This is a genomic window from Thermostichus sp. OS-CIW-32 (assembly GCF_054060415.1).
Map to the genome: position 1 here is coordinate 406664 of NZ_JBSSDD010000002.1, position 26247 is coordinate 432910.

At 56.8% G+C, this 26247-nt stretch carries 29 protein-coding genes; 18 read left to right on the forward strand and 11 right to left on the reverse strand.

Annotation, left to right across the window (positions count from 1 at the left end):
• Positions 1 to 87: 87 nt before the first annotated feature.
• The 3 genes from ACVWY8_RS04530 to ACVWY8_RS04540 form a co-directional block, all read right to left on the reverse strand.
• A complete protein-coding gene (locus ACVWY8_RS04530) occupies positions 88 to 423 on the reverse strand; it encodes a DUF3007 family protein (RefSeq protein WP_414391043.1) in 336 nt (111 codons plus the stop codon).
• 28 nt (positions 424 to 451) lie between these two features.
• Positions 452 to 673: an NAD(P)H-quinone oxidoreductase subunit L gene (ndhL, locus tag ACVWY8_RS04535; protein ID WP_414331907.1), complete on the reverse strand. Its 222-nt coding sequence runs from the start codon at positions 671 to 673 to the stop codon at positions 452 to 454.
• Between the two features lie 108 nt (positions 674 to 781).
• Positions 782 to 1186: an NIL domain-containing protein gene (locus ACVWY8_RS04540; RefSeq protein WP_414344412.1), complete on the reverse strand. Its 405-nt coding sequence runs from the start codon at positions 1184 to 1186 to the stop codon at positions 782 to 784.
• A gap of 350 nt (positions 1187 to 1536) precedes the next feature.
• On the opposite strand from ACVWY8_RS04540, the gene ACVWY8_RS04545 reads away from it, so the two are divergent.
• Both ACVWY8_RS04545 and ACVWY8_RS04550 read left to right on the forward strand, forming a co-directional pair.
• A complete protein-coding gene (locus ACVWY8_RS04545) occupies positions 1537 to 1707 on the forward strand; it encodes a hypothetical protein (RefSeq protein ID WP_414391046.1) in 171 nt (56 codons plus the stop codon).
• 7 nt (positions 1708 to 1714) lie between these two features.
• On the forward strand, positions 1715 to 4150 hold the full coding sequence (locus tag ACVWY8_RS04550; protein WP_457392834.1) for an endonuclease MutS2: 2436 nt from the start codon (positions 1715 to 1717) through the stop codon (positions 4148 to 4150).
• A gap of 207 nt (positions 4151 to 4357) precedes the next feature.
• Here the strand turns inward: ACVWY8_RS04550 and ACVWY8_RS04555 are convergent, their stop codons facing one another.
• From ACVWY8_RS04555 to ACVWY8_RS04565, 3 genes are all read right to left on the reverse strand, one after another.
• Complete coding sequence (locus ACVWY8_RS04555) at positions 4358 to 4612, reverse strand: hypothetical protein (protein ID WP_457392831.1); 255 nt, start codon at positions 4610 to 4612, stop codon at positions 4358 to 4360.
• 122 nt (positions 4613 to 4734) lie between these two features.
• Positions 4735 to 5163: an urease subunit beta gene (locus ACVWY8_RS04560; protein ID WP_457392828.1), complete on the reverse strand. Its 429-nt coding sequence runs from the start codon at positions 5161 to 5163 to the stop codon at positions 4735 to 4737.
• A 49-nt stretch (positions 5164 to 5212) separates the two neighbouring features.
• Complete coding sequence (locus ACVWY8_RS04565) at positions 5213 to 5515, reverse strand: urease subunit gamma (RefSeq protein ID WP_011433938.1); 303 nt, start codon at positions 5513 to 5515, stop codon at positions 5213 to 5215.
• A 355-nt stretch (positions 5516 to 5870) separates the two neighbouring features.
• On the opposite strand from ACVWY8_RS04565, the gene hrcA reads away from it, so the two are divergent.
• Genes hrcA through ACVWY8_RS04580 form a run of 3 tightly spaced genes read left to right on the forward strand, consistent with a single transcriptional unit; the run spans position 5871 to position 9108 of the window.
• Entirely contained in the window at positions 5871 to 7022 is a 1152-nt protein-coding gene (hrcA, locus tag ACVWY8_RS04570; RefSeq protein WP_414344420.1) for a heat-inducible transcriptional repressor HrcA, read from the forward strand.
• A 53-nt stretch (positions 7023 to 7075) separates the two neighbouring features.
• Positions 7076 to 8059, forward strand: coding sequence for a tRNA lysidine(34) synthetase TilS (tilS, locus tag ACVWY8_RS04575; protein WP_457392825.1), 984 nt, complete (start codon positions 7076 to 7078; stop codon positions 8057 to 8059).
• Positions 8047 to 9108, forward strand: a complete 1062-nt coding sequence (locus tag ACVWY8_RS04580; protein WP_457392822.1) for a PKD domain-containing protein — start codon at positions 8047 to 8049, stop codon at positions 9106 to 9108. Before tilS ends, ACVWY8_RS04580 begins: the two co-directional genes overlap by 13 nt.
• A 77-nt stretch (positions 9109 to 9185) precedes the next feature.
• On the opposite strand, the gene ACVWY8_RS04585 is transcribed toward ACVWY8_RS04580, so the two are convergent.
• Together ACVWY8_RS04585 and arsB are read right to left on the reverse strand one after the other, a co-directional pair.
• Positions 9186 to 9602 (reverse strand): arsenate reductase ArsC, encoded by a 417-nt coding sequence (locus ACVWY8_RS04585; protein WP_414357575.1) that lies wholly within the window; start codon positions 9600 to 9602, stop codon positions 9186 to 9188.
• Between the two features lie 17 nt (positions 9603 to 9619).
• The gene (gene arsB, locus ACVWY8_RS04590; protein ID WP_457392819.1) at positions 9620 to 10630 is read right to left on the reverse strand and encodes an ACR3 family arsenite efflux transporter; all 1011 of its coding nucleotides are present in this window, start codon (positions 10628 to 10630) and stop codon (positions 9620 to 9622) included.
• A 450-nt stretch (positions 10631 to 11080) separates the two neighbouring features.
• Here arsB and grxD point away from each other — a divergent pair, with 450 nt between their 5' ends.
• From grxD to ACVWY8_RS04620, 6 genes are all read left to right on the forward strand, one after another.
• Positions 11081 to 11422: a Grx4 family monothiol glutaredoxin gene (gene grxD, locus ACVWY8_RS04595; RefSeq protein ID WP_011433932.1), complete on the forward strand. Its 342-nt coding sequence runs from the start codon at positions 11081 to 11083 to the stop codon at positions 11420 to 11422.
• Positions 11423 to 11451: 29 nt separating this feature from the next.
• Positions 11452 to 11742, forward strand: coding sequence for a BolA family protein (locus tag ACVWY8_RS04600; RefSeq protein ID WP_414329320.1), 291 nt, complete (start codon positions 11452 to 11454; stop codon positions 11740 to 11742).
• 44 nt (positions 11743 to 11786) lie between these two features.
• Entirely contained in the window at positions 11787 to 12143 is a 357-nt protein-coding gene (locus ACVWY8_RS04605; protein WP_414412520.1) for a phage holin family protein, read from the forward strand.
• 327 nt (positions 12144 to 12470) lie between these two features.
• Positions 12471 to 14027, forward strand: a complete 1557-nt coding sequence (locus tag ACVWY8_RS04610) for a B12-binding domain-containing radical SAM protein (protein WP_457392817.1) — start codon at positions 12471 to 12473, stop codon at positions 14025 to 14027.
• A gap of 42 nt (positions 14028 to 14069) precedes the next feature.
• Entirely contained in the window at positions 14070 to 15239 is a 1170-nt protein-coding gene (locus tag ACVWY8_RS04615; protein ID WP_457392815.1) for a SpoIID/LytB domain-containing protein, read from the forward strand.
• 37 nt (positions 15240 to 15276) lie between these two features.
• Positions 15277 to 15489, forward strand: a complete 213-nt coding sequence (locus tag ACVWY8_RS04620; RefSeq protein WP_457392812.1) for a (2Fe-2S)-binding protein — start codon at positions 15277 to 15279, stop codon at positions 15487 to 15489.
• Positions 15490 to 15538: 49 nt separating this feature from the next.
• Here the strand turns inward: ACVWY8_RS04620 and topA are convergent, their stop codons facing one another.
• Positions 15539 to 18340: a type I DNA topoisomerase gene (gene topA, locus ACVWY8_RS04625; RefSeq protein ID WP_457392810.1), complete on the reverse strand. Its 2802-nt coding sequence runs from the start codon at positions 18338 to 18340 to the stop codon at positions 15539 to 15541.
• 195 nt (positions 18341 to 18535) lie between these two features.
• Between topA and ACVWY8_RS04630 the strand changes: the two genes are divergently transcribed.
• The 3 genes from ACVWY8_RS04630 to ACVWY8_RS04640 all read left to right on the forward strand — a co-directional run bounded on the left by ACVWY8_RS04630 (position 18536) and on the right by ACVWY8_RS04640 (position 21067).
• On the forward strand, positions 18536 to 18994 hold the full coding sequence (locus ACVWY8_RS04630) for a VOC family protein (protein ID WP_011433925.1): 459 nt from the start codon (positions 18536 to 18538) through the stop codon (positions 18992 to 18994).
• Positions 18995 to 19160: 166 nt separating this feature from the next.
• Positions 19161 to 20129 (forward strand): CobW family GTP-binding protein, encoded by a 969-nt coding sequence (locus tag ACVWY8_RS04635; protein WP_457392808.1) that lies wholly within the window; start codon positions 19161 to 19163, stop codon positions 20127 to 20129.
• A 44-nt stretch (positions 20130 to 20173) separates the two neighbouring features.
• Entirely contained in the window at positions 20174 to 21067 is an 894-nt protein-coding gene (locus ACVWY8_RS04640) for a hypothetical protein (protein ID WP_457392805.1), read from the forward strand.
• A gap of 210 nt (positions 21068 to 21277) precedes the next feature.
• Here ACVWY8_RS04640 and ACVWY8_RS04645 read toward each other — a convergent pair whose 3' ends face one another.
• Positions 21278 to 22246 carry a 30S ribosomal protein S1 gene (locus ACVWY8_RS04645; protein WP_011433921.1) on the reverse strand — a complete coding sequence of 323 codons (969 nt, stop codon included), beginning with the start codon at positions 22244 to 22246 and terminating at the stop codon, positions 21278 to 21280.
• Positions 22247 to 22460: 214 nt separating this feature from the next.
• Between ACVWY8_RS04645 and obgE the strand changes: the two genes are divergently transcribed.
• From obgE to ACVWY8_RS04665, 4 genes are read left to right on the forward strand one after another with little or no spacing between them, the layout of a single operon-like run.
• A complete protein-coding gene (gene obgE / locus ACVWY8_RS04650) occupies positions 22461 to 23504 on the forward strand; it encodes a GTPase ObgE (RefSeq protein WP_011433920.1) in 1044 nt (347 codons plus the stop codon).
• Between the two features lie 60 nt (positions 23505 to 23564).
• Positions 23565 to 23939: a hypothetical protein gene (locus ACVWY8_RS04655; protein ID WP_457392803.1), complete on the forward strand. Its 375-nt coding sequence runs from the start codon at positions 23565 to 23567 to the stop codon at positions 23937 to 23939.
• 18 nt (positions 23940 to 23957) lie between these two features.
• The gene (locus ACVWY8_RS04660; protein WP_414389115.1) at positions 23958 to 24671 is read left to right on the forward strand and encodes an L-threonylcarbamoyladenylate synthase; all 714 of its coding nucleotides are present in this window, start codon (positions 23958 to 23960) and stop codon (positions 24669 to 24671) included.
• A 36-nt stretch (positions 24672 to 24707) separates the two neighbouring features.
• Positions 24708 to 25337, forward strand: coding sequence for a PAP/fibrillin family protein (locus ACVWY8_RS04665; protein WP_457392801.1), 630 nt, complete (start codon positions 24708 to 24710; stop codon positions 25335 to 25337).
• Here ACVWY8_RS04665 and ACVWY8_RS04670 read toward each other — a convergent pair.
• Positions 25334 to 26233 (reverse strand): SPFH domain-containing protein, encoded by a 900-nt coding sequence (locus tag ACVWY8_RS04670; protein ID WP_414342598.1) that lies wholly within the window; start codon positions 26231 to 26233, stop codon positions 25334 to 25336. The two genes, ACVWY8_RS04665 and ACVWY8_RS04670, sit on opposite strands and share 4 nt — an antisense overlap.
• Between the last annotated feature and the right edge of the window lie 14 nt (positions 26234 to 26247).

Sequence of the window (26247 nt, forward strand, 5' to 3'; positions counted from 1 at the left end):
TGCGGTTTAAGCCCGACGCTTCATACCCTTAAACCTGGATCCCCAGCAGCCGACAGCCCATTTCTGGGTGCGGCCTGTCCAATGGCCTCAATGTTTCTCCTGCTCAACCCAATCCGGGATCCCTTCTTTCTCACTTTCCAATTCAGCTTGCAGGGCCTGCAACTCTTCTGGGGAGAGGGAGCGGAGCCTCTCTTGAATCTGCTGGGTCTCAAAGCTGGCCCACTGAGCCTTCAGGGTCATTTCCCCACGCAGCACCCGCTTCAGGTAGCCAAAAGTCCACCCCAAGCAGGCCAATAGAAGCACCACGCTCGATATCTGCTGCGCGGCCCCCGTATCCAAGCCCGCCCAAAGCAGCAGGCCGTAGAGGATCCCTCCCCCCAGCAGCAGGGCCAAGCCTATGCCAAGAACGTCCAATCTGCGCATGGCTCAGTGGATCGACAAACGGCTGACCTTACAGCGACCGAGGCTTGGGCCGAAACGTCATGAAGGGAGCCAAGAGCACCATGCCGGGAAAGAAAAACAAGACCAAGAAAAACATCAGCACCTTTTCCCAAGCACTGCCTGAAGTCCAGCGTTTGTCCACGTACAGCAGAGACAACAGAGGCAGCACCAGCAAATAGAGAACAGCCAAACCGGCATAAGTTAACCCAATCAACGATGTAGTAGAAGCCATGTCGAGTGCGCTCCGCAGCTAGACCTATGTCCAACAAATCTAACAGGATTGTAAAGGGATTTGTCAGCTTGGGGGAGTTCGTAACTCAGCCAACTGACCACAAACTGACTACAAGCTGGTGCTGATCGCCCCAACGGGGCAGGTGGCAACACACTGTTCGCACATGACACAGCGGTTGCGAGAGAACTCCAGCTTCCAGCTGGGAGCAGAAATCTTCAGGGCCTCGGTTGGGCAAACTCCCGTACACAATCCACAGTCCACGCACAAGTCTGGGTCGATTTGAATTTCCTTGGCCCGTTCAGTCACCTCAATGCCCAAAGACTGTACCCATTCCAATCCTGCTTCCACCTGGTCGATATCCCCCGACAGCTCCACCACCAAAGTACCCACTTCGTTGGGGGCTACCCTGGCGCGCACGATATTGGCAGCCACATCGAAGTCTTTGGCCAACCGATAGGTGAGAGGCACATTCACCAAATGGCGGGGGAAAATGAGGGTGACTCGTTTGCGCACGGATCTTGAGTGTTTTGAGTGCAGCGATTTCCTTCAGTATGGCAAGCTTGACGGAACGGAACAGTATGGCCGCGAATGCAATTCAACTGCCGCTGAAGGCGCTTTCCCACCCTCCGTAGGACAAGTCGGTTGGTGTACTCCTCAACTGGCCCACTTGCTAAGGCGAACCCCACAGCGGTAGGGCGGGGCTTTGAACCCAGTTTTTCGGTGAGCTCAGCTTCTTGGGAAGATCACCAGAGGCAGCGCGTGAGACAACGGCGCCATTATCAGCGTGCCCCTCTCACCAAAAGCTATCTGTGGAAGCCGACCCAGAGCCTGCCACAATAGGATGGAGAGCGTCCCTGATCCCTATGAACCCATCTTTTGCTCAGCCCCGTCTCAACTCAGAGCAGTACCGCCAGATGCTGGTGCGGGATGGCGAACGTCGCTTCCGCGAGTGGCACACTGCCTTCCTCAAGTATCAACGGCAGTTTTTGCAGGAGATGAAGCAACTGCGTCTCCAGGGTTCTTTGCATCGCTGAATGGTTAATGCCCACCGTCCCCACCTTGCACCCGCTGCCAGTCTTCTCCAAGCCCGATCCCTCCCCAAGGCCTACGGCCTGCCAAGGCGAACGGCAAGAAACCTTGGAATTGCTGGAGTGGCCCCGCCTTTGTCAGCACTTGGCCACCTTTGCGGCCACACCCTTGGGCCGCCGCGCCTGCTTGGAGCTGGATCCCTGGCAGAGCCGCGCCGACAGCGAAGCCTACCTTGAGCAGACGGAAGAGGCGATTCGCCTCGATCGCACACAGGCGGGGGGCCTTTCCATGGCAGGGATCCACAACCTGCTGCCGGCTTTGGAACGGGCTGAACGGGGGGGGATCCTGAGCGGGGAAGAGCTGGTGCAGATCGCTACAACTCTGGGGGCAGCCCGCCGCATCCGCCGCCTGATCGATGATCATGACCATCTGCCCCACCTGCAGGCCTGGGTGAGCAACCTGCGCACCTACCCGGAGCTGGAGCAGGAGATCTTCCGCTGCCTGGAGGAGCATGGTGAGGTGCGGGACAGCGCCAGCCCTGCCCTTGCCAATCTGCGCCAGCAGCAACGGCAACAGCGCAGCCAGATCCAGGAGCGCCTGCAACAGTTGATGAGCCAGTACCCCCAGGCGCTGCAGGATACCCTGATCGGCCAGCGGCAGGGGCGGTTTGTCCTGATGGTGAAGGCCACCCATCGGGATCTCATCCGCGGCCTTGTGCACGACAGCTCTGCCAGTGGAGCCACCCTCTATGTGGAGCCCTACGCTGTGGTGGAACTGGGCAACCGCTGGCGAGAAACCCAAGTTCAGATTCAGGCGGAGGAAGAGCGGATCTTAGCCGCGCTCTCGGCTCAGGTGGCAGCCGTGGCCACCGATCTGGAGCATTTGCAGGGGGTGATGGTGGGGTTGGATGTGGCTCTGGCTCGGGGTCGCTACAGCCTCTGGCTGGACGGCAATCGTCCCCAGTTTGTCTCGGCAGGATTGCGCCTGCGTCAGGCCAAGCACCCCCTGCTGCTCTGGCAATCTCGCGCCGCTGCCCCTTCGGAGGGTCAAGGCTCTGCTGTTGTCCCTATCGACTTCACCCTCTCGGACTCGATTCGGGTCGTAGTCATCACCGGCCCCAACACCGGCGGCAAAACCGTTGCCTTGAAAACCCTGGGCCTGCTGGTGCTCATGGCCAAGGCGGGGATCTTCCTGCCGGCTCAGGATCCGCCCCAGCTGCCTTGGTTCGACGGGGTTTACGCCGACATTGGGGACGAGCAGTCGCTGCAACAAAATCTCTCCACCTTTTCGGGGCACATCCGCCGCATCAGCCGCATCGTGCAGGCCCTGCAGTCTGCTCCGGAGCCGGCCCTTGTCCTGTTGGATGAGGTGGGGGCGGGCACGGATCCCACCGAAGGCGCTGCCCTGGCGGCTGGGCTATTGGAGTACCTCTCGGAAAGGGCACTGCTCACCCTGGCTACCACCCACTACGGCGAGCTAAAGGCCCTGAAATACCAACATCCCGGCTTTGAAAATGCCTCGGTGGAGTTCGACGAGGTCACCCTGGCCCCCACCTATCGCCTCTTGTGGGGGATCCCAGGCCGCTCCAACGCCTTGGCCATTGCCCAACGGCTGCAGTTGGATCCAGAGATTCTGCGGCGGGCCCAGCGGCACCTGCAAGGGGAAAGCCAGGTGGATAGGGTCATTGCCGGCCTGGAAGCGCAGCGGGCTCAATTGGAAGAGCGGGCGGCCCAGGTGGGATCCCTGCATCGAGAGCTGGAGAGCCTACATCAACAAATGCAGCAGCGCAGCCGCCAAATTGCCGAGCGAGAAGCTCAACTGGAGCACAAGCAAAACCAAGAACTGCAAGCCCTGTTGGCTGCTGCCCGTCAGGAAGTGGCTGCCGCCATCCGCAAATTGCAGCAGGGAGAGGATCCCCAACGCATTACTGCCGAGCTGGCGCAAATCCAGCAGCGCTACTCTCCCCCACCGCCGCCCGTGGATATGGAGTTTGTGCCAGAGGTGGGAGATCGGGTGCGGCTGAGAGGCTTGGGTCAGACGGGGGAAGTGATCGCCATCGAAGGGGATGTGTATGTGGTGCGCAGCGGCATCCTCAAATTCACAGTGCCGCGGGGGCAGTTGGATCCCATTGACGAACACCAGGCTAAGCAACGCCAACGCCCCAAAGCCCCACCTCCCTCCCCTGCAGCCACCGCTCCCCTGAACCTGCGCACCAGCCAGAACACCCTCGATCTGAGGGGGAAAACCGTTGCTGATGCTGAGGCCATTCTGGAACAGCACTTTGCCCAAGCTCCTCCCGGCCCGGTTTGGATCATCCACGGCCACGGCACAGGGCGCCTGAAAGCCGGCGTCCAGGCTTATCTCCAAAATCACCCGCGCGTTCAGCGTTTTTCAGCCGCTGATCCCGAAGACGGCGGTACTGGAGTGACCGTGGCTCACCTGCAATGAGGCTTACCGGTGCCGGAGGGGACTCAGATCCAGATCAGATCCAAAGCCGAGATAAAGCTCCGGGCCCCAAGGATCCACAGGGTTTCCGAGGGCTATCATCTCCAGACAGCCGTGAGCTCAAGCTTCCCTCCCCCCTTCGGAAGAGAGACTAGGGAGGGTTAAGTTGGCTTTATTGGGTCGGAGACCGAACAAGGGCTGGCGATTGTCTCAAGCCTGACTCTGGAGCACTGCCGCTGCTGAGCTGACGGGCTGGGATCCCTTCTGTTGCCGCTGGCTTTGCCAGAGCCAGTAGCCCCGCACCAGTTGGCTATCCCCAATGAGCTTCAACATCACCGCCACCGTTGTACCTGTCCAACTGAGAGGCCCAAAGGCGGTGCCTGCTGCTGCCAACAGCGCCAACCCAGAAAGATTTAGCCCCAAGCCTTGCACCCACATCCACAAGACAGTCTCGCGCTCTGACATCTGTCAGCTCCTAGAGGAGAAATAGGATAGCCCTACTGTCCTGAATCTGAGCAGAGACGGGGATGGGGTTGAGCCTTGACACCGCTGCCCAAAGCTGCACACTTGAGGGGGGCATATTCCCCCTACGGATGGGCTGCTTCACCCAGCCACTCCTGCAATCGGGCCAGAGCCAGCCGCTTCTGGGCAGCGGAGCGTATCGTGCCCTCCGTGAGCCGATTGAAGCCATGCACCAACCCCTTGCCCCCCAAAGCCACCAGCGTCACCCGATGGGTTTGGCCTGGCTCAAAACGCACCGCATTGCCGGAAGGAATGTTGAGGCGCATGCCAAAGCTGGCGGCGCGATCGAAAACCAGGGCTCGGTTCACCTCAAAAAAGTGAAAATGGGATCCCACCTGAATGGGCCGATCCCCTCGGTTGGTAACCTCCAGGGTCACGGTGGCCCGCCCGACGTTGGCCTGGATGGGATCCTCTGCCAGCAACAGTTCCCCTGGGATTAGGGCTGGCTCCGCGTTGGCGCCAGGCGTGGTTTTGGATTTGCGGCCAGAGGGCATGGGGACAACCTCCTGAAGTCTCTGGGTCTTTGGAGCATCTGGGGGATCCCTAGCGAATGGGGTGGTGTAGGGTAACCAGCTTGGTTCCGTCGGGGAAAGTAGCCTCCACTTGAATTTCCGGGATCATCTCTGGGATCCCGGGCATTACGTCCTCGCGGGTCAGCCACGTCAGCCCCTCGCTCATCAATTGGGCGACTGTTTTCCCCTCCCGCGCCCCTTCCAAGACTGCTGCGCTCAAGTAGGCCACCGCCTCAGGGTAATTGAGTTTGAGGCCCCGCTGCCGCCGATCCCGAGCCAACTGGGCAGCCAGGTAGATCAACAACTTGTCTTTCTCCTGGGGGGATAAGTACACGGGACAACCTCAAAGATACAAAAGGATACAGGGGGGACAGCAGCAGGCCCAGTTGGCCTAGAGTTGACTCAACTTTATATCACCTCTGGGCAAAAAAAGGGGTCTAGGCTAGAGGGGATTTCCCTTTCTCCTGCACAACCCACAGCCTCAACCTCTTTCGGCATTGGGTGTTGCGACTCCCTTCCTGGGCAACCCGTCATGAAAGAGTAACAATAGATGCATACAGATGTATTTAGACGCGAAAGTTTGTCTAGATTCGTATCTCAACCCTGAGTTGGTCTATCCTGGAGCAATTTACCGGCTCTGTATTAACAGTTTCCTTTGATAGGCGTTGACTGGGTTCTTTTGATCGGCTATGAAACTCGAACTGACTCCCCGCCAGCGGAAGATTCTCTGGGCGACGGTGCGCAGCTACATTGCGACGGCTGAACCTGTCGGTTCCAAAACCTTGGCCCAGTCCTATAACTTTGGGGTGAGCACGGCCACCATTCGCAACGACTTGGCCACCCTTGAGCAAGTGGGATTGCTGTTTCAGCCTCACACCTCCGCCGGACGGGTTCCTTCCGACTTTGGCTATCGGGTTTATGTCAACGATTTGTTGACCTCCGCCAACAGCGGTGGGATCCCTCACGATGCTCCTCAGCCGGATCCCCATCCTGCCCTGCAACAGTTGATGGATCAGCTTGGCCGTGAGCTGGGAGATGACTTGGACAGTCTCCTACAAAGGGTGGCCCAGCTTTTGGCCCATCTGAGCGGTTGCATTGCTCTTATCACCCCTCCTCAGGGGCCGGTGGTAGCCATTCATCATGTGCAGTTGGTGTCGGTAGCGCCAGGGCGGGTGATGGTGTTGGTGGTAACCGACTCCTATCAAACCCATTCAGCTCTGGTCAGCCCCCCCGACTGGCCCAGCGACTCCCGAGAGGATTTGGAAGATGAATTGCAATTGCTCAGCAACTTTCTCACCCTGAAGCTGCGGGGCAAAACCTTTGCCGAGTTGCAGGATCTGAGCTGGCTGAAACTGGATGAAGAATTTCGTACCTACGGCCATTGGCTGCAGCAACTGCTGCGCTCGGTGGTGCAACGCTGTCTACAGCCCTCTCTGGGGCAGGTGTTCAGTGCCGGTATGGCCGAGTTGATGCGTCAGCCGGAGTTTTCCCAGGCCCGGCAGGTGCAGGCAGTGATGCAGTTGATCGAGGAGGGAGCCAAGCAACTTCAGGGGATGATTGGGCTCCATTTTGCCGATGGGGGTTTGCCCTCTCTGCCGAGCTCAACGGAGATGGATCAGGAGTCGGGACAGTCTGCCCGCAAGACCCCGGTGATCATCTACATTGGCAGCGAGAATCCACTGGAGTCTCTGCACCACTGTACGGTTATCGCCTCCACTTACCACCGTCGCTCAGCTCCTCTGGGTACGGTCACCTTGCTGGGGCCGACCCGAATGGCCTACGAGCGCAGCATTGCTGCTGTGCAGGCGGTGGCCTCTCATCTGACCCGAGCTCTTGCCTAAGGGATCCCATAGCGGCAGGTAGGGTCTGGGTTGCACCTGAGCAATAACAAGCTGTGGCCAGGCTCTCTCCTCTCCACCTGCGGGTACAGTGCGCCATTCGGCAGCGGCAACTTCTTCACCCTGGCCAGCGGCTGCTGGTGGCTTTTTCGGGCGGGCAAGATTCTTTTTGCCTGCTCCAGATCTTGCGGGATTTGCAGCCTCGCTGGGGCTGGCAGATATTTGTTCTGCATTGTGATCACCGCTGGTCGGCAGATGAAACGGAGTGTGCTCGCTTTTTGCAGGGGTGGCTGCAGCAGCAGGGACTGCCTCATGCCGTTGAGACTGCGGATCCCATCCGCCGAGATGAGGCAGGGGCCAGGGCTTGGCGCTACCAACAACTGGACAAATGGGCCCGCACCTGGGACTGCAGCGCCGTGGTGATGGGGCATACGGCCAGCGACCGGGCCGAGACATTTTTATGGAACTTGCTGCGAGGGACAGGAGCCGCCGGGCTGAGCAGCCTAGATTGGCAGCGTCGCCTGGACGACCGGGATCCCACCTCTGCCCAAGTGGTGCGACCCCTGCTGGAGCTATACCGTTGGGAAACCGAGCAATTTTGCCAACAGCACCAATTGCCAGTTTGGCCGGATCGCAGCAACCAAGATCTGGCCCATGGCCGCAACCGCCTCCGCCTAGAGGTGATGCCTTACTTGAAACAGCACTTTAATCCGCAACTGGAAGCGGCCCTGAATCGGGCTGCCACACTGCTGCAAGCAGAACATGAGCTGGTGGTAGCTCAAGCAGCTCAGCTATGGCCACAGGTATATGAGCCCGCTTTGCCAGGGCTGCGACGGGATCCCTTGCGGGCTGCCCCCTTGGCTCTGCAGCGGCAGGTGATGTTTCAATTTTTGTCTTTGGTGCTGCCCCACCACCCCACCTTTGACCAGGTAGAAGCCGGGATCCAGCTCTTAAAAGCAGACCGAGGCAGCCGTAGCCCCGATTATCCAGGTGGGCACTGGCTGGAAGTGAAAGGGGATCACTTGGTTTGTTTCCATTAATTTTTCCATTAATTCCACTTCCCCGAAGGGAAGCGACTGATTCATTAATAGTAAGTATCACCACTGATTGTGGCAATACTTGGATACGATTAGCATCTTATGGTAATAATACAGGCCCGAGTCCATTGGCTACAGCACCTGATATGACCACTGCATTTGTACCTACCCCATCACAATGGGCAACCAAGACAATCAAGACAATAGATTTAAGCCCGTATGCTTCTCAAACCGCCGCCAGAATCAGATTCCAATTGCGAAGTGGATGGGGAAATGTTACTTATCTGGATGATATAAACATTAGTGCTGCAACCAATACACCACCAAGCGCTTCTTTTAATGTTTCATCAACTAACATCTGTGCAGGGCAAAGTATTACATTTACCAATACATCTACCAATGCTACTTCCTATAGCTGGTCCTTCCCCGGCGGAACTCCTTCAACAAGTACGGCTGCCAGTCCTACTGTAACATTTAATTCAGCGGGGACATATACTGTAACATTAACAGCTAGCAATTTAAACGGAACAAACACGGCAACAGCCAGTATTGTGGTGAATCCTTTGCCCACACCTACTATAAGTGGTGGCGGTACTATTTGTCAGGGAAGCTCTGTAAATCTTACTGCTTCTGGTGGTAATAGTTTTACTTGGAATACAGGTGCTAATACTGCTTCCATCAATGTAAGCCCTGCATCCACTACTACCTATACCGTTACAGCCACAGCTACTAACGGATGTACAGCAACTGCCACTGCATCGGTTACAGTACTTAACTGTTCTTCGCTGGATGAAGTGATGAATACCTCCAACTTTTTGGTGTATCCCAATCCGGCTACTGATATGATTACCATTGCTCTGCAATTGGCTTCTGCCGAACCGTTGAAAGGAGAACTGATGACAACACTGAGTCAGGTGTTGCAGCAATTTACCATTGCTCCATCTCAGCAGCAAATAACTTTGATCACAGACGGATTGTCTTCTGGAATTTATCTTCTTAGAATATCTGACGGAAAACAAGCGATAACACAACGCATCATGGTTGTAAAATAAATCAGAAAATCATGGTTGTAAAATAAATCAGAAAGCCCCGGTTACGGGGCTTTTTTGTTTGTGTTTTCTTACTAGGATTAAGCAATGATAGTCTTTGAAAATTCTTCGCAGAATGTGCGTATCTCATTTCGAACCATACGAAATGCATGCATAATTTCTTCTTCACTTCCGGTTGCTTTGGCAGGATCAGAAAAACTATGATGTATGCGAATGGAATTACCTGGTATGTACGGACAGTTTTCTCTGGCATGATCACATACCGTGATGATGTAATCAAAGGGTATGTTTAAGTACTCATTTACATGGTTGCTGGTATGATGACTGATATCAATTCCATCTTCCTTCATGATTTGTATGGCTCTCGGATTTACGCCATGCATCTCAATACCGGCACTGTAAATATGAGCTTTACCTTGTAACAGATTTTCTAAATAACCATGTACCATTTGACTACGGCAGCTGTTACCTGTGCATAAAACCAAGATTTTTTTCATGCTATGAATTTTTTAATTTAATACCTCCAACTGTTAGCAATGGCTACCAACGATAACATGATGGGTACTTCTATGAGTACACCAACCACCGTGGCTAACGACGCACCTGAATTAAGACCAAAAAGTGATATGGCCACGGCAACTGCGAGTTCAAAAAAATTACTGGCACCAATCATCGCAGCCGGTGCACAAACCGGATGTGATAAACGGAGCAATTTTCCACCCAGCCAGGTTATAAAAAATATGAAGTAGGTTTGAATGGTCAGTGGTATGGCTATCAACAAAATGGTGTATGGATGATCCAGTATGTGTTCGCCCTGAAAGGCAAAGAGTAAAACCAGGGTTGAAAGCAATGCTAGTATGGAAACAGGACGAAGTGCCGGAAGAAATTTTTGTTCAAACCAATCCTTTCCTTTTCGTTGAAGCAATATCCGATTGGTCAGATAGCCCGTAGTTAGCGGTATAACAACAAAAACAACCACCGAAGTAATCAGTACTTCATACGGTATCTGTATGTTGGTTACTCCCAGCAGCCATTTTACAATGGGTACAAATGCAACCGGCAGAATAAGATCGTTGACTGAAACTTGTATTAACGTATAATTGGCATCGCCTCTTACCAAATAACTCCACACAAACACCATGGCTGTGCAGGGTGCGGCACCCAGCAGAATGGCGCCTGCCAGGTACTGGTCTGCATCTTCCGGAGTGATCCAGGTAGCATACAGATTTTTAAAGAAAATCCATCCAAACAATGCCATGGTGAAAGGTTTGATCAGCCAGTTTACAGTAACTGTCAGCGCCAGCCCTTTCCAATTTTTTGAAACACCGCCTATCGATGAAAAATCAATCTGTACCATCATCGGGTAGATCATCATCCAAACCAACACCGCTACCGGAATGTTGATGGTATATATCTGCCAGCTTTCAAGCACCGAAACAGAATTCCCCAGTATTTTCCCAAGACCAATGCCTGCAGCAATGCATAGCGAGACCCAAACGGTAAGGTATTTTTCAAAAAACTTCATGGGTTGAAATTTAATTACAGCGTTTCCATTAATTCCACTTCCCCGAAGGGAAGCGACTCCCCCCCATTATAACCCTTGCCCAGAGGTCTTGTTTTCGGCTGCAATTTCCCCTTGTTTTTCTCCGCCGAGGGGCCTGAAACCCTTGCCCAGAGCGGGATCGACCGGGTCAACGGAAGAATCAGGGTTTGAGGTTTGTCGGCGACCCTGTCGCTAACCATGTTGGTGTAGAAATTAACATGGATCCTGGGGTCGCTGCCTGGATAGGTTGGGGGCTTGGGCCAGCCCTGGGCAATGGGGCTTGCTGGTGGCGTCCGTAGAACAGAGTCTATGAGAGAATCTCTCGGCCCAACCGTGGGAAAAGTGTCGAGCATGTTAAAAGTAGACGAAAATGAGATCTCGATAGGATGCCAGTTTGCCTATCGACTGTTGTCGCTATAGTGGCTGAACACCATGCTGGATCCCCTTTTGGAAGAGAAAATCCGTGAGCAAATCCGCACCCACAAGGTGCTCATCTACATGAAGGGCACCCCGGAAATGCCCCAATGTGGGTTTTCCTATGCCGCCGTTCGTGTGCTGGATAGTTTGGGCTTCCCCTACACGGCGATTAACGTACTCGAGGATCCTGAGATCCGCCAGGGGATTAAAGAGTTTTCCAACTGGCCTACTATCCCGCAGATTTATATTGATGGGGAGTTTGTGGGCGGTTGCGACATCATCCAAGAGATGCACGCCCGCAACGAGCTGCGTCCGCTGGTCGAGGCAGCCTTTGCTAAGGCCACGGCTCAATCTTAAGGGATCCCATCTCATCCAGAGGGGTTGCCATGCTTACCCCCGACTACCTTCGGCAGCACCTGATGGAGAAGCTGCAGGCTCTTCATGTGCAGGTGGAGGATGAGTCCCACCTTCACATCGGCCACGGCGGCGGGACAGGAGGGCACTACCGAGTTCAAGTAGTGTCGCCTTCGTTTGTCGGCAAAACGACCCTACAGCGACATCGCCTGGTGTATGCCGCTCTGGCGGAACACATGGGGCGGAGCATTCATGCTTTGGCCCTGCAAACTTACAGCCCTGAAGAGGTCTCTGCGCAAGGGATCCCTGAGGAGATCAGCTAGCATAGAGGGCAAAATCGCGGCCCCATCAGGGCAGAGGAGGGAGCATGGCAACTCTTTTGGCCACCTGGCTGATGTCAGCCTTGAGTGTAATGATCCTGGCTTGGCTTTTGCCCGGGATCCACGTCTCCGGGTTTGGCGGGGCTTTGGTGGCGGCTCTGGCCATTGGTCTGGTCAATGGTTTGGTTAGGCCGATTCTCCGGCTGATCACCCTGCCGATTACGGTTCTTACCCTGGGTTTGTTTTGGCTGATTTTGAACGGCATCTGCTTGGTCATTGCCGATAAGCTGGCCGGGAATGCTTTCAACATCGATAATTTCGGCTGGGCGTTTATCGGCGCAATTGTACTTTCCATCGTCAGCGGCTTGGTTCAGCAGGTTTTTGAGCAAGGTGTGCAGAACTGACTTCGTCCCCAGCCGTGAGAGGGCAGGGTTTGGTTCAAGATTGCAGGGGGTACGCTAGGGGAACGTCAACACTCAGCCCGACGATAACCAAAACCAACTTTAAGGGATCCCGATAAGCTTTACTCCATTGGCCCTGCCCGCTAATTTTTTGCCGCAGAACCATAGGATTCTCCACAGATAGCCTGCACAAGATCTGCCAATGGCTAACATCAGCAGGATATTGCGAGCAGGCGTTTGATCTGTGGCTGCTTTATCTAAGCCTAGCAAATCGATAGGAAACCAGTAGGGGATCAAGTTGGTCGATCTGCAACTCAGGAGCTGGTTGGTATGAAGGCGTTGCTGCTCTATCCGCGTTTTCCTCAATCATTCTGGTCTTACAATCGCACCATTGAGATGGTGGGGCTAAAAGCGCTAATGCCACCTCTTGGCTTGATCACCGTTGCTGCTTTGCTGCCCCAACACTGGGAGATTCGCTTTGTGGATCGCAATGTCGCTGCTGAAACAGAAGCCGATTGGCAGTGGTGCGATCTGGTGATCTTGTCAGCCATGTTGGTGCAGAAGCAGGATTTCCACGCCCTCATTCGCAAAGCGGTGCAGTTGGGCAAAAAAGTAGCGGTGGGCGGACCCTATCCAACTTCTGTGCCACAGGATGCCCTGGAATCTGGTGCTCACTATTTGGTTTTGGATGAAGGGGAAGTGACCATACCGGCCTTTGTCAAGGCTCTAGAAGCTGGGCAAGAGTCGGGCATTTTTCGGGCTGCGGAAAAACCGGATGTAACCCAAAGTCCTTTGCCAAGGTTTGATCTGCTGCCCATGGATCAATACTTCATGATGTCAGTCCAGTTTTCACGAGGTTGCCCCTTTAATTGTGAGTTTTGCGATATCATCTCTCTTTACGGACGCAAGCCAAGAACCAAAGAGCCAAGTCAAATGCTAGCTGAGCTACAGGCCCTCTATGACTTGGGCTGGCGGGGTTCGGTATTTGTAGTGGATGACAATTTTATCGGCAATCAGCGCAACGTCAAGCGATTTTTGCGAGAGCTGATCCCTTGGAGCAAGGAGCGCAACTATCCATTTACCTTTATGACAGAGGCTTCGGTTAACCTAGCCGAAGATGAAGAACTGATGAGGTTAATGGTAGAGGCGGGTTTCTATGCTGTCTTTTTGGGCATTGAGACTCCAGACCAAGACAGCTTACAGATGACCCAAAAGCTCCAGAATACCCGCCACCCTTTGGTGGAGGCCTGTCGCAAGATCAACGAGGCTGGACTGCTGATCTATGCTGGGTTTATTCTGGGCTTTGATGGAGAGCGGCCAGGAGCAGGGGAGCGCATTCAGGCTTTTGTCGAGCAAACCGGTATTCCTCAGCCAATGCTGGGCATTTTACAGGCTTTGCCAAACACACAGCTCTGGAATCGCTTGAAGAAAGAGGAACGGTTGCTGGAAGGGATCGGCGTTACTGAGTTCGGCGATCAAAATACGCTGATGAATTTCATTCCCACCCGTTCTCTATCGGAGATTGCCCGAGAGTATCTGGAAAGTTTTTGGAAACTGTATGATCCTGCGCGATATTTATCTCGCTGCCTGCAACAATGCCTGAATATCGGCATCAAAGATGGCCGACGGCAAATGATGAAGCTGCCCCTCCGCAAAGGGATCCATCTGCTTCTACAACTCATCTGGCGGCAAGGGATCCTTCATCCCGAAATCCGCGCCCAATTTTGGCGGCAGCTATGGACGATTTGGCGACAGAAACCGAGCCTGCTGAACCTATATTTGGGCCTCTGCGCTGCAGGAGAACACTTTTGGGAATATCGGGAATTGGCCCGCGCCCGGCTTACCCAGCAACTGGGATACGATCCTTTGCTGGCCAGCTCATCTTGACAGTATTTCTGGGGGAATGGTCTATCGATAGAGGATGCCCGGATGGGGCCTATGCGGCGACGACAGTTGGGGGCGATGGTGCTGGGATCCCTGTGGGCTGTTTGGGGAGGCTCTCGGCAGGCCCAAACGTCCGGGCGCGGAGATTGGCTGGCCGTGGAGCTGTTCAGCCGCTGGAGTGCGGATCCCTTGGTCGAGTTGGAGCTGGTTGGCCCTTTTGTTTTGAATCAGCAGCCTTTTCCAACAGGCACCTGGAAGTTACAGGTTCGCCGCCAAGAGCTCCTGCTGACCGGGCCGGGACAGCCTCGTCGCTACCAGGGATCCCTTTGGCTACAGGGGGGAGCCCTGCGCCCCTTCGCAGGGGAGGAGCGTCGCTATCGGGGCTGGGTACAGATTCGTCCCAAGGGTTTAGGTCGCCTGCATCTGGTGAACTGGGTGAAGTTGGAAGACTATCTGCTGGCTTTGGTGCCCAGCGAAATGCCTGCCGATTGGCCAGCTGCCGCCTTGCAGGCGCAAGCCATCTTGGCCCGCACTTTGGCCATTCCCCATCTGCACCCCGGCCCCAGAAGAGAATGGCCCTCTACCTCGATAAGGCTATTGCAGGATTCCACCGCCCACCAGTTTTATGGTGGCCTGGCCTATGAAACGGCGGCGACCACTGCTGCGGTGCAGGCAACCCGAGGGCAGATCCTAACCCATGCCGGCCAGCCGATAGAGGTTCTGTTTCACTCCACCTGCGGCGGTCACACCAGCGCCAATCAGGATATTTTTGCCCCACCCGCCCGCCCCTACCTACAAGGGGTGATCTGTGACGGGTGTCGTGCCTCTCCTTTCTATGGCCCTCACAGCGTCCGACTCAGCCGACGGGAGTTGGAGCAAGCCTTGGGCAACGGCGATCTGGAGATTGTGCAGTCGGATCCCTGGGGTCGCCCTGTGCGCATCCGCGTTGGATCCCAACTGTTGACTGGCCAAGAGTTTGTGCTGCGCCTTGGCCAAACCCTGGGTTGGGGGATCCTCCCCAGCAACCGCTTCACGTGGGAACGTCTCCAGCCAAAGGCCGGCCAGCAGGAAGTGTACCTTTTTACCTATCGCGGAGCCGGGCATGGGGTGGGACTGTGTCAGTGGGGATCCCGCGGCTTGGCCGAGCAGGGCTACACAGCGCCGCAAATCCTCAATCACTACTTCCCCGGCACCCAGGTGATAACGTTGAGCTGAAGGCTGTTGGCCCCGACTCCAACTCTCATTTACTCCCGTGTCCCTTGCACACCCCCATCGTCGCCATCCTGCCTACTGCTACTGCAGTGAGCTGGAACACGCCCAGATTCCCAAGCGCCAGCAGCAGGATCCCTTGCCGTTTGCAGAAGCGATGCGGGTGCATTGCCAATCGGGAAGCCGCTGTGGCCGCTGCTTGCGGCCCTTGGAGCAGTTGTTTCGTCAGCAAAGCTGCTACATAGCCCATCCCTGAGCCACCTTGAGCAGGCGACCTTGGGCCATCGCACCCCAAGAAGCTGACCTCAGGCGGGGGCTTTGGGGGTGATCTTCACAATGGTGGGACGGGATCCCACCTGGGCTGACCCATTCGCTTGGGCTTGCGGCTCTTTGGCCATCCCGCTGCCAGTGGAAGTGGTTTGCGCTTTACGCCGCTTCTGCGGCACAGCATTTCCGGCCTGCTGGGCTGTATGGCTGCTGGAGGCAGTTTTGGCTTGGGTTTTACTGACCGAGGAGCCCGCTTTGCCGGTCGAGCGGCTTTTCCCCTTGACCTCTGCAGAAGAGACTTCTTTTTCAGCCAGCACCTGCAGGGCCATTTCCAGGGTAACCGCTTCGGCAGGGATCCCTTTGGGCAAAGAGGCATTGACCTTGCCATGTTTGACATACAGCCCGTAGGGGCCGTCGTGCAGATTGACCGGCTCACCATCCTCAGGATGGGATCCCAGCTCCCGCAGCGGCTTGGCCGAGGCGCGCCCACGGCTTTTCTTGGGCTGGGCCAGCAGCTCCAGCGCCCGCTCCAGGCTGATGGTCAGCACATCCTCCTCGGCGGGCAGAGAGCGGAAATCGCCATCACAGACTACGTAGGGGCCGAAGCGGCCAATACCGGCCTGCACCTTTTTCCCCGATTCCGGGTGTTCCCCCAAGGTGCGAGGCAAGCTCAGCAACCCCAAGGCAATCTCTGGCGTGACCTGATCCGGTTTCAACCCTTTGGGCAGGGAGGTGCGCTTGGGTTTTTTGTTGTCCTCAGAAACTTCTCCCAATTGCACATAGGGGCCGTAGGGGCCCTGCGGGATCACATAGATTGGCTCCTGGGTTTCCGGGTGAAAGGCAATGGGCTTGGGGCCTTCCTGCTTCCGCTGGATTAGCTCCGCAATGTGTTCTGCGCTCAGATCGGCGGGGGGAATATCCTCCGGCAAGTTGGCGCGCACCTCTCCAGACTCAGTTTCAACTGCTACATAGGGGCCATAGGGGCCAATGCCGATCTTGACAGGCAGGTTCTCCAGATGGATGGAGCGGGCCAGGCCGGAATCAATTTCCAGCTCGCGGGCCTTCACCTGTCCCTCAAGACCCTGCTCGCCCAAGAAGAAATGGCGCAGATAGGGCAGCCACTCCGCCTGTCCAGAAGCAATGTCGTCCAGCGTTTGCTCCATCTCGGCAGTGAAGCGGGTATTCACCAGGTTGGGAAAGTATTTTTCCAGTAGCTCGGTGACTGCAAAAGCCGTGTAGGTGGGCACGAGGGCACTTCCCATCGGCCTGACGTAGCCACGGCTCATGATCGTATTCAAGATGGTGGCGTAGGTGCTGGGGCGGCCAATGCCCTCACTTTCCAACACCTTGACCAAGGAGGCTTCCGTATATCGGGCCGGGGGCTGGGTTTCGTGGGCAACGGGTTCCAGCTTCTGGCAGCGGAGGGGATCCCCCTGCCGCAACAGAGGCAGATGCACCTCCCGATCTTCCAAAGCCGCCTCTGGGTCGTCGGATCCCTCCACATAGGCGCGGAAAAAGCCGGGAAAATCGATGCGCTTGCCGCTGGCCCGGAACACCGCATCGTCTACGGCGATGAGTACGATGGTGTGGGTCTGCCGCGCCTCAGCCATTTGGCTGGCGACGGTGCGCTTCCAGATCAGGTCGTAGAGGGCCAGCTCCTGGCCGGAGAGGGGGGTTTGGCTGGGCAGGCGAAACTCTGATCCGGCAGGACGAATGGCCTCGTGGGCTTCTTGCGCCCCTTTGGTTTTGGTGGTGTACTGACGGGGCTCGGGGCTGAGATATTCTCTGCCGTACATCGACTCCACGCAGGCGCGGGCAGCGCGGATGGCCTGCTCCGACAGGTGGACCGAATCGGTGCGCATGTAGGTGATGTAGCCCTCTTCGTAGAGCTTTTGGGCAATGCGCATCGTCTGCTGGGCCGACAGGTGCAGCTTGCGGTTGGCCTCCTGCTGCAGGGTGGAGGTGGTAAAGGGAGGGGCAGGTTTGCGGGTGGAGGGGCGCTCTTCCACAGAGCTGACGATCCAGGCTTTTCCCAGCAAGCGATCCCGCAGGGCCTCGGCCTGGGCCTGATCCAACAACACCACATCCCGCCCGGCAATGAGCTGGCCGGTGCTGGGATCGAAGTCTTGCCCATTGGCCAGGCGTTTGCCACCCAAGCTCACCAGCTCTGCTGGAAAGACAGCCTGCTGGCCGGCGACGGTCGTTTTGGGCTGCAGCTCCGCTTTGAGATCCCAGTAGGAGGCTTTTCTGAAGGCGCGCCGCTCCCGCTCTCGATCCACCAAAAGCTTGACCGCCACCGACTGCACCCGCCCTGCCGAGAGTTTGGGGGCAATTTTTTTCCACAGCAGCGGCGACAGGGTATAGCCCACCAGGCGATCCAAGATGCGGCGGGTCTCCTGGGCACGCACCAGTTGTTCATCCACCTCACGGCAGTTTTGCAGCGCCTCCTGAATGGCCTCGCGGGTGATCTCGTGGAACACCATGCGGCGGGTGGGCACTTTGGGTTGCAGCACCTGTTGCAAGTGCCAGCTAATGCTTTCCCCTTCGCGGTCTTCGTCGGTGGCCAGGATCAGCTCGTCCGCCTTCTTGAGCGCTTCCTTCAGCTCCTTGACCACCTTTCTTTTGTCCTTGGGGATGACGTAGAGGGGCTCAAAGTCGGCGTGGACATTGACCCCCAGGCGGCTCCACTCTTCTCCTTTCAATTCTTCTGGAATTTCAGATGCCGAATCGGGGAGATCCCGCACATGTCCCATCGAGGCCTGAACTTCGTACCCCGCAGGCAAGAATCCACGGATGGTACGGGCTTTGGTGGGAGATTCGACAATGACCAGCTTAGGCATAATTGAGGTTGGCAGCAATCGGCTTAGGTTGTCGCATTTCCCGCCCCAAGGATTGGGCGGGCCAGCATACACTGCAAGAGGTGCTTAAGATAGACAGCCTACTTTTCTGGAGCGTAGCAAGTCTGTCTGCGCTTGACCAGCCGTCATCGGCGATGATCCGAGCGGTCTGGCCCCATCTGGCTGCTTTGCAGGACGATGAAACTACACCATTTTTCCATTCGCACCGCCGATATCTTCCGCTCCATCGCTTTTTACGAGGGGCTGGGCTTTGCGGTGGAAGAACGCTTTACTGCCGGGATCACGCTGGCCTGCTGGATGCGCGGCCCCTGGGGGCGTTTGGAGCTGATGCAAGTGCCGCAGCCCCATCCTGCCCCGGATCCCTTTGGGGATCCCCACTATGTGGGCTACTATCACCCCGCTTTTGAGGTGGGCCCCGAATGGGGATCCCTGGCCAACTACCTAGAACATTTGCGAGCGCAAGTGCCCCTTACCCTGCTGCTGCCGCCCCAGCTCCAGCAAATTGGGGGCCAGGTCTATGAAGTGGCGTTCATCGCCGATCCCGATGGCCTGCCGATCGAGCTCATTCGTCCCCAGGGATCCTCAGGAGAGAGTCTGCCCCAACGCCCAGAGGACATTAATGACATTAATAAATAAATAGTTGGATAACTAGTTGATGGGTTAGAGGATCTAATTTGGGTGGGAGCGGTCGTTCCCCCTTGTCCAGATCCTGGAGAGCCAACCCTAAAGCTAAGCTAGTAGAGCTTCTGGGGAACTTGAGAGAAGGGTTTGTTGGCCGCTTGTCAGTTCAGCCTCACCTGATATGAAAGCTCAGCTTCCGGTGACGATTTTGACAGGTTTTTTGGGCAGTGGCAAAACCACGCTGCTCAAGCGCATCTTGGAAGAGGAGCATGGGTTGCGCATTGGGGTTATCCTCAACGAGTTTGGCGAGATTTCCATCGATGGCGAGTTGGTCAACATGCCCGAGGGGGGGCTGATGCAGCTCAACAATGGTTGCCTCTGCTGCACGGTGCGAGAGGATTTTGAACGGGCGGCCCGCCAGCTGCTCCAGCATGCCCAGGCGTTGGACTATCTGGTGGTGGAAACCAGCGGCGTGGCGGATCCCAGGCAGGTGACGGAGCTATTTGTGCAGAGGACTTTTCATGAGGAGTTGCGCCTGGATGGCGTGGTGACCTTGGTTGACGGTGCCGAATACTGGCGCAATTTCCAGCGCTCGCAAACCGCCGCCCACCAGATCGGCAGCGCTGACATTTTGTTGCTCAATAAGGTGGATTTAATCGACGAAGCCGAACGAGAGCGGATCCTTCTCGATCTGCGCCGCTACAACCCCGCTGCCCCTTGCCTGCTCACCACCCATGCCCAGGTGCCTCTGGCCCGCATCTTGGATGTGCATGCCTTCCGCCCAGAATTGTGGGATCCCAGGCTCCCCGATTCGGGGACTGAGGCCCACCCCAGCCATCACCTGGAGGAGGACGGGATCCAATCGGTGAGCTTTCAACTGCAGCAGCCGCTGGATTTGGGGGCCTTTCGCGATTGGCTACAAGACTTGTCCGAGACCGTTTTTCGCGCCAAGGGGGTGCTGTCGGTTCTGGATGAGCCGCAGCGGGTTATCTTCCATCAAGTGGGCCAGCGGCAAACCCTTTTTCTGGAACGGGACTGGGATCCCGATGAGCCCCGCTTGTCCAAAATTGTGTTGATCGGCAAAGGGCTGGAGCCGGAACAGCTGGCTGCCGGCCTCAGCCGGGTGTGCGGGGCAACCGCCGCTGGCTAAGGATCCTCTTCAGTTTTTTCGGTTTTTGGATTGGGTGATCTGGGATGGCTCGCAGCAAACTTTCAGAGCAAGAACAACAGCAAATTGTTAGCGCCTACCGCGGCTCGGCAGCGACCGCCGTCGAATTGGCGGAGCAATTTCAGGTGAGCATCACCACCATCACCCGCGTGTTGAAGGAAAATATCGCTGCCGATGAGTATCAGCGGTTGATCCATCTCAAACGCTCGGCTGCCCGCCGCAAAGACATGGGGGAAAAAGCTGTTGTTGGCGGGATCCCAGCCCCAGAGCAGCAGATTTTGCCGCTGGAGCCGGAGCTGCCTTTTTCATCTCCCTCGCTGCAGCCGAACGCAAACGACGAAGGCGAGGATAACACCGCTGGAACAGAGTCTCTGCCAAAACTGCCCCCAGAAGAACTGCAGTTGGCGGCTGAGCTTCAGGAAGATGTGGAGGATGTCGGGGAAGAGGATGAGGAAGAGACCGAAGAAGACCGTGACCTTGAAGACGAGGACGAAGATGAGGACGACCCTGACTATCTCCTAGAAGATGAAGACCTAGAAGATGAAGATGGGCCAGAAGAGGATCCCCTCACCGATCCCGGCTATCGAATTCAGGTGTTGCCCCTGGAAGAGCTCACCCTGCCGGAAACCTGCTACGTCGTTGTTGACCGCTACCAAGAACTGACCACCCGCCCTCTCAAAGAATTCTTTGGCTCGGGATCCCTGCCCATCGAAGGGATCGACAACGCCAATACGCTGCCCATTTTCGACAACCACAAGGTGGCCCGTCGCTTTTCCGAAATGAGCCGTCGGGGCAGCAACACCTACCCGCCCTACCGGGTGATCCAGTTTCCCGGCTACATTCTGGAGATTGTGCGCACCCAACTGCAAAAGAAAGGCATCACCCATCTGCTCATGGATGGGCAGATCTACAGTCTTTGACCAGCTCCTCAAGCTCAGGAGCGGGGGATTCCCGTTACTGGCGCAGGTTTGCAGCCCTGCGTGAGCGCCGTCGGCCTACTTCGCCACAGCAGCAGTACCCGTCTCCCTAGGAGCCTGGGCTGCCCCGCTCCCACGAGCCACCCACGCCAACGGAGCTGAAGGCTCCTAACCTCAGTCTCATCGCAGGCAGAGATGGCGCCAAGCTTGCCCTCATTCCACAGCCGTCGCCGCGTATTCCAGCTCCTCTTCCACCACTTCCGGTGGGGCCTCTGCCGCTTGTCCTTGCTTAGCGGCCAGCAGTTGCTCACGGTACTTGGCTGCCATTTCCTCAGCCTTCTCGTAAACCAGCTTGGGATCCCGAATCATGTCGCCGGGATTGGGCTCCAGTTGCTTGGTGGACAGCGAGATCCGCCCCCGCTCCGCATCTAGATCGATGATCATCACCTTCACTTCGTCGTTGACGTTGAAGACGCTGTGGGGCGTGTCAACATGATCGTGGGAGATCTCGGAAATGTGCAGCAGGCCGGAGACGCCGCCAATATCGATGAAGGCACCATAGGGCTTGATGCCCCGCACCGTGCCAACCACCACCTCGCCCACCTCCAGCTTGTTCATCTTCCGCTCCACCAAGGCGCGGCGATGGCTCAACACCAAGCGGTTGCGGTCTTCGTCCACCTCTAAAAACTTCAGGGGCAGCTCTTCGCCCACCAGCTCTTCTTTTGGCTTGCGGGTGCTGATGTGGGATCCGGGGATAAAGCCCCGCAGCCCCTCAATCCGCACCAGGGCTCCACCTCGGTTGGTGGCAAAAATGGTTGAGCGAACGGTGGCATCTTCTTTCTGGAGCTGCCGTACCCGTTCCCAGGCCCGCATGTACTCGATGCGACGGATGGAGAGGGTCAGCTGTCCCTCTTCGTTTTCTTCGGTGAGGATAAAAAACTCGCGGGTTTCTCCGGGCTGCAGCATCTCGTGCGGGTCTTCCAGGCGGCTAATCGACATCTCCTGGAGCGGCAGAAAGGCAGCCGTTTTGGCCCCAATATCGATCAAAGCACCGCGTGGCTCCACCGAGAATACTGTACCCGCCACAATTTCGCCAGGGCTGAAGTGATAGTCGTACTTATCCAGAAGGGCGGCAAAGTCTTCAGTGGTAAAACCTACATCGGCAGCGGTGAATCGACTCATAGGGGTGCAGTAACAGATCAGTTGCGCGGGATAAAGGGTAGAAGGCCAGTTGAGTTTAGCAGAATCCCAGATGAGAGTGCATTCACTCTCCCACTTTCCCACCTGTGGGGGATGTGGCTGGGAAATACTATCGTAGCTTAGAGGAGCGTCTTTTGTGGCAAGTTTTCCGGGGATCTTGCCAAGCTGGAAGATAGAAGATTTGGAGGAAGAGCAATTGCACTTTATCGACCAAGCCGAAATTGAAGTGCAAGGGGGAAATGGCGGAGATGGCATCGTTGCCTTCCGCCGTGAAAAGTATGTGCCGGCTGGGGGGCCATCCGGCGGCAATGGCGGGCGGGGCGGCTCGGTGATCTTGGTGGCCGATCCCGGCCTGCAAACTCTGTTGGATTTTCGCTTTCAACCGGTGATCAAAGCGGAACACGGGGCCAAAGGGGGGCCCAACCATCGCAGCGGGGCCAGTGGTGCGGATCGGCTGGTGCGGGTGCCCTGCGGTACTGTGGTGTTCAATGCGGAGACGGGGGAATTGTTGGGCGATCTGGTGGGCAAGGGGGATCAATTGCTGGTAGCCCGTGGGGGCAAAGGCGGCTTAGGCAATGCCCATTTTTTGAGCAACCACAATCGCGCCCCCCGCCAATTCACCAAGGGCGAAGCGGGAGAACGGGTGCGCCTGCGCCTGGAGCTGAAGTTGATTGCCGAGGTGGGCATTGTCGGCCTGCCCAATGCGGGCAAGTCCACTCTGATTTCGGTGGTCTCCTCTGCCCGGCCCAAGATTGCTGACTACCCCTTCACCACGTTGCAGCCCAATTTGGGGGTGGTGCCCCATCCATCGGGAGATGGGGTGGTGTTTGCCGATATTCCGGGGCTGATCGAGGGGGCGCACTTGGGGGTGGGGCTGGGCCATGAGTTTTTGCGCCATGTGGAGCGTACCAGGGTACTGATTCATTTGGTGGATGGCACGGCGGCGGATCCCGTCAAGGATTACCAGGTTATTCAGCAGGAGCTGCGCGCCTACGGCCACGGGTTAATCGATAAGCCACAAATCCTGGTTTTGAACAAGATCGATGTTCTGGATCCCCAGCAGGTTGCCGAGCGCGCCCAGAGGCTGTCTGCTGCTGCCGGCACTTCGGTGGTGACCATTTCTGCGATTGCCAAGCAGGGGCTGGATCCCCTCTTGCAGCGGGTGTGGCAGTGCCTGGGTCGGGGATCCCAACAGCCTGCGCAGTTGGATCTTGTGGGGGCAAAATCCATCCAGTCCTAGGGCAGAAGAATCTTAGAATAGGAAAGCCCCTGCCTTCCCAGAACCCAGAGACGAGTGGCTATGTATATCTCGGCGGAGGATCTGCCACCGGATTTGCGTCAGATCATGTTGGCTGTTGAACAGGCGGCCCAGGCGAGGGTGGGAGCGTGTGTGGAGCTGCTGATGCTCCTGCGGCTGCTGGAGGAGTTGCACCGCGCGATCCTGGAAGGTGCCTTTCGGGAGTCTTTGCCCAACACCCGTCAAGCTCTGTATCGGGTGCTTCAAGATTTGGAAGAAGCGGGCGACTGGCCCTATCTGCCCCGTCTGCACATCCAAGCCCTGATGCAACAACTGAAGGACTGGCCCGAATCTCAGGGATCCCTGCCCGCGTCGGTGCCACCGACCCCCCGCCCTCTTGTGGAAAACCCCCTGGGGGGTAGCTGCTCCCAGTCTTGACCTCTTCCCATCTGCCCGATGGCCGAGTACTTTAAGCTGCATCCGCAACAGCCCCAGGCCCGTTCCATCCGGCGGATTGCGGCGGCTTTGCGGGAGGGGGCGGTGATGCTTTACCCCACCGATACAGTCTATGCCATTGGCTGCGATGTGACCCACAAACAAGCAGTGGAGCGGGTACGCCGTATCAAGCAGCTCTCCAACGACAAGCCTCTTACCTTTTTGTGCCCTTCTCTCTCACGCATTGCCCACTATGCCCAGGTAACCGATTCGGCCTATCGGCTGATGCGGCGGCTGATCCCGGGCCCGTTTACGTTTCTGTTGCCGGCCACCAAGCTGGTGCCCAAGTTGGTGATGGAGCCCAAACGGAAAACCACCGGCATCCGCGTGCCCGACTCGGCCATTTGTCAGGCTTTGCTGGAAGAGTTGGGCAATCCAATTGTCTCCACCTCTGCCAAGCTGGGGGGGGATCCCGTCGGATCCCTGGACTTAAGTTCTGGGCAAGCCTGGGAGTGGGAGAGCGACCCCTGGGATGAGGGTGGGATCTTTGCGGCTGAAGAGATGCGGCAGTTGGAAAAACAGGTGGATCTGGTGCTGGATGACGATGCCCCCCGTCGGGCCAAGGTCTCTACGGTAATTGACTTGACGGGATCCGAGCCGCTGGTGGTGCGGGCCGGGCTAGGGTATGAGCAGGTGGCAGATCTGAACCTGAAACTGGTGGGAGAAGACGGTTAAGGGCAGCCGGATCTGGCGTTCTCTAAAATGGGGTTGATGCCTTGGAGTGTGCTCATGGCCCTGGCTCAGCAAAAATCGGCTCTGCTGCACCTGCTGGAGGCAACCGACCGGGGCCGGAAAGTCTCCCCTGAGCAGCAAGCCCAGATCCTGTCTCAGATTGCCGCCCTAGAAGCGCTCAACCCCACCCCCAAACCAACATCTGCTGCTGAAGGGTTGGAGGGGAACTGGCTCACCCTATTTACCACGAGCACAGCTCTGCTGCGGCTGGCACAGTTGCCTTTTTTGACCACCGGCGAGATCTACCAGTGTATTCGGGCCAAAGCTGGACGGGTCTTCAACGTGGCGGAGATCCAGGGATCCGGTTGGCTGGAGGCTTGGGTGCCACGGGGAGTCTTGGCTGTATCAGCGCGCTTTTACCCCGAATCTGAGCGCCGGGTGAGGGTGATTTTCGAGCGATTGGTGCTCGGATCCCAAGCTTTGATGAGCTACGAGATCGAGAGTTTTCTCGATTTGCTCGAGCAGGCTCCAGAGCGAATCCCGGCTATTCAAATCGATATCCGCCGCCGCGAGCCAACGGGTTGGCTGGATATCACCTATTTGGATGAAGACTTGCGGCTGGGTCGGGGCAGCGAGGGGAGTGTATTTGTTCTAAAGCGGGTCGGCTAGTCGGAGGATCCAGAGGACTCCGTTTCCGCCCTTTCGTGAGATGGGTTTTGGGTTAGGGTGGAGCTTATTTCCTGTAGAACTTGCAAGGCGCGGTAGGACTCTCGCAAAGTTTGCAGCTCCTGTTGAGTTTGCTCCAGTTGCCGGGCCCATTCTGCCTGTTGGGAGCGCAACTCTCGATTTTCCAATTTTTTGCGCTGCAGGATGCGCTTGAGTTTTTGCTGCTGCTGCTGGAGTTGAGCCCGCTCTGCTTCTGCGTGTTGCAGTTGGGTCCTTTGGCGTTCCAATTCTATTTTCAGGGTGGTGACCTGGGATTGAAGTTGGCGGAGCTTTTGGCGCAGCGCTTGCTCTGGCGTGGGTTTGGTCGACTCGGAGCTTGGAGAAGGGGAAGATGTTTGTAGGTTTTGCAGATGCTGTTGTAACTGTTGGGCTTGGGCCTGCAGGACTCGAGACCGTTGCTGCTCGCTGCGCAGTTGGGCTTGGGCGCGTTCACAGGTCTGGATTTCGGCTTTCACCCGCTGCTTGATGCGGTCAAGGATCTTTTGATGGCGGAGCTGGGTTTGCCGGATCTCCTGAGCCACCTGCCAAGGGCGAGGATCCCCCTTAGGTTGTCGTGGCTCGCCGCCGTGGTCGGCAGGATCAAAGGGAGATAGGGTCGCCACCAGCGATTCTCGAAAGTCGCTCCAGGAAGCCGATTGCAGACCCATCTGAACCACCCGCCAGGCCCCATAGGAGGCCCCAGCGGCAGCCAGGATCCCAGGGATCCCGGCCAGGGAGAGGGAAACCTTGGGCAGGGTGGGCAGGATCTGATCCAGCAGCCCCACCACCAGGGCGAAAACAAAGATCCCGCTCCCCGCGGCAGCGGCACCTGAAACCCAAGAGGAGCGGGAGAGCATCATCGTTTTTTCGTCAT

Coding starts and splice junctions, on each gene's coding strand:
- grxD (WP_011433932.1), top strand. CDS start 11,081: ATGCTGGATCCCCTTTTGGAAGAGAAAATCCGTGAGCAAATCCGCACC.
- topA (WP_457392810.1), bottom strand. CDS start 18,340: ATGCCTAAGCTGGTCATTGTCGAATCTCCCACCAAAGCCCGTACCATC.
- ACVWY8_RS04560 (WP_457392828.1), bottom strand. CDS start 5,163: ATGCCCTCTGGCCGCAAATCCAAAACCACGCCTGGCGCCAACGCGGAG.
- ACVWY8_RS04660 (WP_414389115.1), top strand. CDS start 23,958: ATGGCCGAGTACTTTAAGCTGCATCCGCAACAGCCCCAGGCCCGTTCC.
- ACVWY8_RS04600 (WP_414329320.1), top strand. CDS start 11,452: ATGCTTACCCCCGACTACCTTCGGCAGCACCTGATGGAGAAGCTGCAG.
- arsB (WP_457392819.1), bottom strand. CDS start 10,630: ATGAAGTTTTTTGAAAAATACCTTACCGTTTGGGTCTCGCTATGCATT.
- ACVWY8_RS04585 (WP_414357575.1), bottom strand. CDS start 9,602: ATGAAAAAAATCTTGGTTTTATGCACAGGTAACAGCTGCCGTAGTCAA.
- ACVWY8_RS04630 (WP_011433925.1), top strand. CDS start 18,536: ATGAAACTACACCATTTTTCCATTCGCACCGCCGATATCTTCCGCTCC.
- ACVWY8_RS04655 (WP_457392803.1), top strand. CDS start 23,565: ATGTATATCTCGGCGGAGGATCTGCCACCGGATTTGCGTCAGATCATG.
- ACVWY8_RS04665 (WP_457392801.1), top strand. CDS start 24,708: ATGCCTTGGAGTGTGCTCATGGCCCTGGCTCAGCAAAAATCGGCTCTG.
- ACVWY8_RS04610 (WP_457392817.1), top strand. CDS start 12,471: ATGAAGGCGTTGCTGCTCTATCCGCGTTTTCCTCAATCATTCTGGTCT.
- ACVWY8_RS04640 (WP_457392805.1), top strand. CDS start 20,174: ATGGCTCGCAGCAAACTTTCAGAGCAAGAACAACAGCAAATTGTTAGC.
- ACVWY8_RS04605 (WP_414412520.1), top strand. CDS start 11,787: ATGGCAACTCTTTTGGCCACCTGGCTGATGTCAGCCTTGAGTGTAATG.
- ACVWY8_RS04635 (WP_457392808.1), top strand. CDS start 19,161: ATGAAAGCTCAGCTTCCGGTGACGATTTTGACAGGTTTTTTGGGCAGT.
- ACVWY8_RS04550 (WP_457392834.1), top strand. CDS start 1,715: ATGCCCACCGTCCCCACCTTGCACCCGCTGCCAGTCTTCTCCAAGCCC.
- ACVWY8_RS04670 (WP_414342598.1), bottom strand. CDS start 26,233: ATGATGCTCTCCCGCTCCTCTTGGGTTTCAGGTGCCGCTGCCGCGGGG.
- ACVWY8_RS04645 (WP_011433921.1), bottom strand. CDS start 22,246: ATGAGTCGATTCACCGCTGCCGATGTAGGTTTTACCACTGAAGACTTT.
- ACVWY8_RS04530 (WP_414391043.1), bottom strand. CDS start 423: ATGCGCAGATTGGACGTTCTTGGCATAGGCTTGGCCCTGCTGCTGGGG.
- ndhL (WP_414331907.1), bottom strand. CDS start 673: ATGGCTTCTACTACATCGTTGATTGGGTTAACTTATGCCGGTTTGGCT.
- ACVWY8_RS04545 (WP_414391046.1), top strand. CDS start 1,537: ATGAACCCATCTTTTGCTCAGCCCCGTCTCAACTCAGAGCAGTACCGC.
- ACVWY8_RS04615 (WP_457392815.1), top strand. CDS start 14,070: ATGGGGCCTATGCGGCGACGACAGTTGGGGGCGATGGTGCTGGGATCC.
- hrcA (WP_414344420.1), top strand. CDS start 5,871: ATGAAACTCGAACTGACTCCCCGCCAGCGGAAGATTCTCTGGGCGACG.
- ACVWY8_RS04555 (WP_457392831.1), bottom strand. CDS start 4,612: ATGTCAGAGCGCGAGACTGTCTTGTGGATGTGGGTGCAAGGCTTGGGG.